This window comes from Eubacterium multiforme (assembly GCF_030813415.1).
Lineage (GTDB): Bacteria > Bacillota > Clostridia > Clostridiales > Clostridiaceae > Clostridium > Clostridium multiforme.
The window spans coordinates 1-5,854 of sequence record NZ_JAUSUF010000028.1 but is presented as its reverse complement, the minus strand read 5'-3'; the positions used below and the strand labels follow the sequence as shown (position 1 = coordinate 5,854).

At 28.1% G+C, this 5,854-nt stretch carries 5 protein-coding genes, 2 tRNA genes and 2 rRNA genes; 2 read left to right on the top strand and 7 right to left on the bottom strand.

Features of this window, described 5'->3' with window-relative positions:
• The first annotated feature begins 320 nt into the window (after positions 1-320).
• A complete protein-coding gene (locus J2S18_RS16325; protein ID WP_307488426.1) occupies positions 321-1,292 on the top strand; it encodes an amidase domain-containing protein in 972 nt (323 codons plus the stop codon).
• A 27-nt stretch (positions 1,293-1,319) separates the two neighbouring features.
• Here J2S18_RS16325 and J2S18_RS16320 read toward each other — a convergent pair whose 3' ends face one another.
• On the bottom strand, positions 1,320-2,255 hold the full coding sequence (locus J2S18_RS16320; RefSeq protein ID WP_307488423.1) for a patatin-like phospholipase family protein: 936 nt from the start codon (positions 2,253-2,255) through the stop codon (positions 1,320-1,322).
• Positions 2,256-2,379: 124 nt separating this feature from the next.
• Positions 2,380-3,186: a pyruvate, water dikinase regulatory protein gene (locus J2S18_RS16315; protein ID WP_307488421.1), complete on the bottom strand. Its 807-nt coding sequence runs from the start codon at positions 3,184-3,186 to the stop codon at positions 2,380-2,382.
• 163 nt (positions 3,187-3,349) lie between these two features.
• Here J2S18_RS16315 and J2S18_RS16310 point away from each other — a divergent pair, with 163 nt between their 5' ends.
• Positions 3,350-4,111, top strand: a complete 762-nt coding sequence (locus J2S18_RS16310) for a signal peptidase II (protein WP_307488419.1) — start codon at positions 3,350-3,352, stop codon at positions 4,109-4,111.
• A 129-nt stretch (positions 4,112-4,240) separates the two neighbouring features.
• On the opposite strand, the gene J2S18_RS16305 is transcribed toward J2S18_RS16310, so the two are convergent.
• The 5 genes from J2S18_RS16305 to rrf (J2S18_RS16285) all read right to left on the bottom strand — a co-directional run.
• Positions 4,241-4,316 (bottom strand) — tRNA-Lys (locus J2S18_RS16305).
• A gap of 5 nt (positions 4,317-4,321) precedes the next feature.
• Positions 4,322-4,438 (bottom strand): 5S ribosomal RNA (rrf, locus tag J2S18_RS16300).
• 169 nt (positions 4,439-4,607) lie between these two features.
• On the bottom strand, positions 4,608-5,558 hold the full coding sequence (locus J2S18_RS16295) for an L-lactate dehydrogenase (RefSeq protein ID WP_307488418.1): 951 nt from the start codon (positions 5,556-5,558) through the stop codon (positions 4,608-4,610).
• Positions 5,559-5,679: 121 nt separating this feature from the next.
• Positions 5,680-5,755 (bottom strand) — tRNA-Lys (locus J2S18_RS16290).
• 7 nt (positions 5,756-5,762) lie between these two features.
• Positions 5,763-5,854 (bottom strand): 5S ribosomal RNA (rrf, locus tag J2S18_RS16285); the annotation flags it as partial.

The following is a 5,854-nucleotide window of genomic DNA, read 5'->3' as shown; positions in this document are numbered from 1 at the left end:
CTTACTTTAATAAAAAGAATTGCTGGTTCTAAATGTATTCTATATATTCTGTTCAATTTTCAAAGACCATTTTATCTCGTCGCCCTCAAGCGACTCGTTTATCTTATCACTTATGAAGAATTATGTCAACATCTTTTTTTATCTTTTTAATTTTCTTAAAGAAAATTAAAATTTATATTTCAAAGATGCACTTCATCTGCGACAAAAAATATATTATCACGATAAAATAATATTGTCAATATTTTTTCAAAATAATATCAAAGATTCTTTTATCTCATATAATAATAATTGATTAATACTAATATTAATGGAGTTAATCTATGAATAATATTCTAATTAGCAGTAAAAATTCAATAAAAAATACAATTAAGTTATTTATTAAAAATCTATTTTCATCTTCAAATTTTAAAGACTATATATCCAATGGAAACTTAAGCTACCTTATTGACTTAAAAATAAAATATTTTAATTTATATAACAAAAAAATTATACTTCCACTTTTAAGTTCCTACTATAAAATTAATTATGATTATATAAACTTTATAAAAAAAGATTTTTCATTAGTTCAATTTTCTATAAGCTCTTTGTTAATTAATAAAACTAATAGTTTTAATTCTATTAGCACTTCCATATATATTGCTTTACTAAAAAAACAATCTAACAACTGGTATATAGAATATTTTTCACCTATTGAATGTTTACAGGATGTAATTAATGATAAAAATAATTTTATTTATATTTATAACGAACTAATAGAAAAACAAATTATAAATTATGAATCTCTATTATTAAATTTTAATACTATTGATATAATGAAGCGGAGTCCTAAGGAGGCTTCTACTATTACAAAAACTTTAAATTATAATACAACTAAAGCTGTATATTATGCTGAAAAACATGCCTTAAATTATAATAATGAATATACAAGTTTTGATGAAAATGGAGGAGATTGTACAAACTTTGTCTCTCAAGTTCTTAATTATGGTGGTATTAAAACCACACCAACTTGGAAGCCTTATACAAATCCTTGGTTAAGAGTAATAGAACTTCGTAATTATTTAATATACAATAAACTAGCCTATGAATCTTATACCTTAACTGATAATCCTATAGGCTCTGTAATTCAATTTTTTAATCCGACAACAAAAATGTGGTCTCATTCTGGAATAATAACTTACAATTTAGAAGGAACATATCTTTATTGTTGCCATTCCTATGATAAATTAAACTACCCATTATCCTATGTGTATCCATCCATATATCCTAAAATACGAATAATTACTCCATATTAAAGAAGCTAACAATTAAATGCTAGCTTCTTACGCCTGTCTATCATCCTTTTCTTTATTTTTTTCACCAAATAATTTTTCTTTTATAATACTAAAAAACATTTTCTTTTTCTTGTTTTCAATTTCCTTCTTTTTATTATTTTCCTCAATCATTAATGCTATATCCATTATAGGTGTAAGTTGATTTATTGTATCTTCATAACCTAACTTAATTCTTTTTATAGAATTATCCTTAGTAAAATCTAATGCACCATCTATAAAACCCTCTTCCATTTCACTTGGACTTATTTCTATTATTTTTGAATTTGGATATAAAGCTCTATTAACTTTAAAATTAAGTTCTAATGGAACTACTATTATAATATCACAGTCTTCTCCATATACAGGCTGTATTGGTACATTATCAGTCATTCCTCCATCTAGATAACTTTTTCCTTCTATATTTTCACTCTCATATATCATAGGTAATGCAGAAGTGGCTAAAAGTATCTTCTTTATATCTTCTTTACTATAATTATTTATTTTAAAATACTTAGGTTCAAGTTTTGGAATTTCACTACAGGCTGCATAACATACCTTATCATTATTCCTAATTTTATCAAAATCTAAGTAATTATCTATAATATCTATAAGTCCATCCCTTGCAATATCTCCTCCATTTATAGCCTTTGGCATATATTTTTTTATGAAATTTAAGTTTTTAGAACCAATTGCTAAAAGTAAGCTTTTTGTTAGTAAATCCTTATGATCTGTTGGAAATATTTTTTCAACACTTATATTTAGCCATACATCTTCTGCAAGCTCTAAATTTCCTTGGCTAAAAAATACAGCATTTAATCCTCCAATTGATGTTCCTGCTATAGCTTTTATATATTTATCTATATTTAACTTTCTAAGAGCTTTCCATACACCTATTTGATATGCTCCTCTCGCCCCTCCTCCAGCTAAAACTAATCCTATTTTCATTTTTATGCCACCTCTTCCCCTAATAGTTTATACTATTATTTTATACACTTTCTTATCATTAGTTAAAATAAAAGGGCTTTTCTTTTATATTAAGAAAAACCCTGAAGTCTTAAAATATATAATTTTATCTTTTCACCTTTAGTTCATCTAAAATAATAAGGGCTGTATCTTCTATAGCTCTCTTTGTAATGTCTATTGTTTTGCAACCAATCCTTCTTATTATTTTATCTGCATAATCAAACTCTTCTAATATCCTAGCATCTCCTGCATATTCTATATCTGATGATATTCTATGAAACTTATCTAATCTTCTTTTTCTTATTTCAATTAACTGAAATGGATCTATTACTAATCCAAAAATTTTCTTCTTATCTATTTCATATAATTCTTTTGGAACTCCAACCTCTGGCACTAAAGGAATATTTATAGCCTTTATTCCCTTATTAGCTAGATACATACATAGAGGCGTTTTTGAAGTTCTTGAAAGTCCTATTAAAACTACATCAGCATTTTTTAATCCTCTATAATCCTTACTATCATCATATTGCATAGCAAACTCCATAGCTTCAATTCTCTTAAAGTAATTTTCATCTGTTTCCCACATAGCTCCAGGATTATTATCTGGAAGTCTATCTAATTTACAGGATGCAACATTTAATATTGGACCTAAAATATTAATTACTGATATATTGTTTTCAAGACCTTTTTGTGTTAATCCTTCTCTTACTTGAACAGTTATTATTGTAGATACAACAATTGCTTCTCCATCACATTCTTTAACTCTTTTAATTACATCTTCTATATCCTCAAGACTTTTTACATATGGAATTCTCTCTACAACAACATCTTTTGAAAATTGACTGGCAGCTGCACGCGCTACCTGATTTGCAGTTTCTCCAATGGAATCTGATACAGCAAATATTGTTAGCATTTTAAAGCACCAACTCCTCTCATAAACTTATAGTTTTCAAAATTCTCTCTATATCTATATTATTACATAATTTTTTTCTTTTTCTCAATAGTGAATTTGAATATTATGTGATAAACTTAATTTTATAGGTTATTATTTACAAAAACTTTGCAAGGAGGCTCAAATGAATACTAAAAAAATATTAGCAATAGGTACACTACCATTAATGTGGTTTATCTATATACTATTTGAATTCTTTACTGGAAGGATAACTAATTTAACCACTATTGTAGGAAACATATTTTTAATTATATTGTTTGCAGTAGTTGGATATTTTTTTTATAAATTTGCTTCAAAAAAACCTGATGGATTATCTACAAAGTCTATGTGGACCATGTTTTTAATTCTTATGTTACTTGACCAAGGTATAAAGATTATTATTAAACTGTTTTTCTTTAATTCTTATGTAAATATCATTGACGGTTTTTTATCTTTTAATCCATTAATAAATACTAATGGTTCATGGCTAAATGCTAGATTTGGTACATCTGTTAGTTTCTCAGTTTTAATAATCCTTAATATTGTAGCCTTAATATTATTTGTAGAATTGTATAGATATTATAAGAGCAAAGGAAATAAAGATATATTTGCTGACTTATCTTTAATATTTATTAGTTCAGGTGCTTTGTGCTCTTTAATAGATAAGGTCTTTTATGGAGGAAGCTTAGACTTTATTGGAATAAGTACTCTTTTTGTAGCTGATTTTAAAGATATATATATTAACTTAGGAATTTTATTTTTAATTATATGTTTATATAATAATAATTTCTTTTCTAATGAAGATGATACAACTTTAAAGGATGATATTAATAGTTTGAAGAAATTCTTATCCTTTGCCTTTTATGATATAAAATCTCTTTTATTTAAAAACAAAAAACAAATATAAAAAAGCTGCATCAAATTTTGATGCAGCTTTAATATTTCCTAAAAATAAAAAAAAGATTATGCTTACATAATCTTTTTGAATATATAATGCTAAGCAAGTTCCTATTAGAGAATTACATTAAGTAATTCTTGGTGGCTCACCCGGGAATCGAACCCGGGACACCATGATTAAAAGTCATGTGCTCTACCGACTGAGCTAGTGAACCAAATTACCTGGCAACGTCCTACTCTCCCACACGGTCTCCCATGCAGTACCATCGGCGCTGTAGAGCTTAACTTTCCTGTTCGGAATGGGAAGGAGTGTTTCCTCTATGCCATCATCACCAGATTTGCTTTGCCGTTTCGCCTCAATTAGCGGCTCAACAATTACTTATTATATAGACCTAACAAACATTTGTCAACAACTTTCATTAAATTTTTTATAATAAAAAATAGCCATATACCCTAACACAAGTTATATCAAGGCATAAGGCTACTTTTTTTATTAAATATTTTTTCTAATATCCTAATTTTTTTATATATTCTTTAATAATATCAATTGAATTTTTAAACTTTTCTTTCTCATCATTAGTCATATCAATTTCAATTATTTCCTTTACTCCATCTGAATTTAGTATTGCTGGTACTCCTGCAAACACATCATTCATACCATATTCTCCCTCTAAAAGAGTTGAAACAGGAATTATTCTATTTTCATCATTTAAAATTGCCTTTATAATTGAAACTGTTGCTGTTGCTATTGCATAATAAGTAGTTCCTTTTCTCTTATATACTTCCCATCCTGCTCTTGCAGTATCTTCAACTAATTTATCAAGATTTACATCTGAAAATTTATCTTTGTTACTTTCTAGTATCTTCTCAAAAGATTTTCCGCCTACTCTTACATGAGACCATGGAACCATTTGTGAATCTCCATGTTCGCCCATTGAATATCCTTGTACAGATCTAGGATCTACCTCTAAAATCTCTCCTATGAAGTTTTTTAGTCTTGCAGTATCAATTGATGTCCCAGTACTTAATACATGGCTTTTTGGAAGCCCTGATAATCTATATACATGATATGCTATTACATCTGCTGGATTTGATACTATCAAAAAGTGTCCTTTAAATCCTGATGCCATAATTGGAGTAACTATTGACTCAACTATCTTTGCACTTAAATCTAAAGTATCTAATCTTGTTTGTCCTGCTTTAGGTGGTGCACCTGCTGTAATAACAACAATATCTACATCCTCACATTCATCATAAGATGAAACCCTAACTTTAGTATTCCTATTTAAATACTCTATTGAATGGTTTAAATCCATTGCTTCCCCTAAAGCTCTTTCTTTATTAATATCTATCATTAGAACTTCATCACATACTCCCTGAGTTACTAAACTAAATGCAGTACTTGATCCAACTAATCCTGTTCCAACTATAGCTACCTTGGTATTTTTTCTTCCCATACTTTTCCCTCGTTTCTTTTAAAATTTATCCTTATTTTTAATTTATTCCAATAATTTAATATTGTCCAGTAAAATTTTTTATATAACAAAAAAGATCTAGAAAATTCTAGATCTTTAAATATGGTGCGCCATCAGGGATTCGAACCCTGGACACCCTGATTAAGAGTCAGGTGCTCTACCAACTGAGCTAATGGCACATATCTTACCTGGCAACGTCCTACTCTCCCACACGGTCTCCCATGCAGTACCATCGGCGCTATAGAGCTTAACTTTCCTGTTCGGAATGGGAAGGAGTG

What these genes read in the sequence shown, in the direction of transcription:
- J2S18_RS16325 (WP_307488426.1), top strand. Translation starts at nt 321, where the DNA reads ATGAATAATATTCTAATTAGCAGTAAAAATTCAATAAAAAATACAATT.
- J2S18_RS16320 (WP_307488423.1), bottom strand. Translation starts at nt 2,255, where the DNA reads ATGAAAATAGGATTAGTTTTAGCTGGAGGAGGGGCGAGAGGAGCATAT.
- J2S18_RS16315 (WP_307488421.1), bottom strand. Translation starts at nt 3,186, where the DNA reads ATGCTAACAATATTTGCTGTATCAGATTCCATTGGAGAAACTGCAAAT.
- J2S18_RS16310 (WP_307488419.1), top strand. Translation starts at nt 3,350, where the DNA reads ATGAATACTAAAAAAATATTAGCAATAGGTACACTACCATTAATGTGG.
- J2S18_RS16295 (WP_307488418.1), bottom strand. Translation starts at nt 5,558, where the DNA reads ATGGGAAGAAAAAATACCAAGGTAGCTATAGTTGGAACAGGATTAGTT.